Source organism: Devosia sp. (assembly GCF_041917035.1).
Classification (GTDB): domain Bacteria; phylum Pseudomonadota; class Alphaproteobacteria; order Rhizobiales; family Devosiaceae; genus Devosia_A.
Genome location: NZ_JAYRYM010000456.1, coordinates 1 through 1,500 on the forward strand (window position 1 = coordinate 1; position 1,500 = coordinate 1,500).

Sequence of the window (1,500 nt, forward strand, 5' to 3'; positions counted from 1 at the left end):
GGGGCCGGGTGGCCGCCGGGGGCTGGGCGGTCGGCGTGGTCGCGACGGGGGTGGGCGCCGCCGGGGTGGCGGCCGCTTGCTGGGCCGAGGTGAGCCGCTGTTCCAGGTCCGCGAAGCGCTGCATGGTCTTCGCTTCGAAGGCTTGGGCGTTCTTGTTGAGCCGTCCTTGCTCTTCGCGTTCGTTCTCGTACTGGGCGAGCTTGCGTCCGGCCGTGCCGACCCATTGATCCACCGGATTGACCTGGCCGCCGGGCGGCATCACACCGATGTTGGTGACCGCACTCGGTTGCCCGGCGGACGCTTGGGCGGCGCCGGTCTTCGGCGGGTTGCCGGTAAAGGCGAAGATCAGCCAGAGCAGCCCGACTCCGCCGGCCAGGAGCGTGCCGAGCATGGCGTATTGGCGTTGCCGGGGGGAAAGGTGCTGCATCACGTGCTGCGACAGGCGTTGCGGCAGGCCGCGCAGGGACAGGAAGGGCTGCTGCGGCGTAGTCATGGCGCCTCTCCTCGGCGGATCACGTAGACGCTGGTGCTCTCGCCGGGGCGCAGGTTGTGCTGCTCGATACTGACGCCGGCGACGCCGCCGGCCTCGCGATCGAACTCCGGTTCGGCCAGCACCATGGGGGCATTGCTGACGTTCTGCAGCAGATACTTCTCGCCGATCAGGCCGCGTCCTTCGTACTGACGCACGAGCGAGAAGCGCGCCTCGATCCACAGGGGGACCGAGCGATGGGTCTCTTCGACCCGGACGTCGGGCGGCACCCGGTCCGAAGCCATCGCCAACAGCAGCGCCTTCATTGCGCGGACCGGGTTGGGTGACGGTCCGGCTCCGGCCTGGGCCGCTGTGGCTGGCTTCAACGCCCTGGGCGTCTTGTCGCGGATGACGATGGTGTCGGCGGGCGTGTCCGCGCGGCGCAGCAGCAGTGTGTAGGTGGTATTCGCCGAGGAGACGAACAGGTTGATCGGTTTCACGGAATCACCGACCGGGCGAACGTAGATTTCGCCCTTGTCGCGGTCGCACTCCAGCACGACCTCGCCGGCCGGATTGATCGCCGAACTGACGCCGCCTCCGGGTGCTGTGCTGCTCATGCCCGGCGTGGCGGGAAGGGCCGTCGCCGCGCCGCAATGACTCGAATGGATGTTGCCGAACACGTCGGTGATCGGTGCCCCGTCGATGCGGATGCGGGTCGGCTCCTTGATCGACACGATGGCTTCGACCGACACGCCGTCGCTGGCCTCGACGATCTGCAGCGCTTGGGCGGGCACGGCCGTCAAGGTGGCCATGGCGGCCGTTGCGGCACTCATCGCCCATCCGTGCCGAGGCACAAGGACGAACCGACGCAAGGATCGGGCTTGGGTTGGTTCAGTTGCCGGCATTGGGTACCTCCTTGAAACTCTTCAAATGCATGCGCGCACCGGCGTAGCTGAACTCGACCCGGTAGGCCTTGAGGTCGTTGGCGGTCTCGAAGCCGTTGACCAGGGTGCGCAGGCGCCCGCGGATGA

General features: G+C 68.0%; 2 protein-coding genes. Both read right to left on the reverse strand.

All coding sequences use genetic code 11. The annotated features are described in order from the left end of the window. A partial coding sequence (locus tag ACE3TU_RS22270) for a hypothetical protein (RefSeq protein ID WP_374628036.1) occupies positions 1-493 on the reverse strand: 493 nt, incomplete at its 3' end. Next, positions 490-1,302, reverse strand: coding sequence for a type-F conjugative transfer system secretin TraK (locus ACE3TU_RS22275; RefSeq protein ID WP_374628037.1), 813 nt, complete (start codon positions 1,300-1,302; stop codon positions 490-492). The genes ACE3TU_RS22270 and ACE3TU_RS22275, both read right to left, overlap by 4 nt. Between the last annotated feature and the right edge of the window lie 198 nt (positions 1,303-1,500).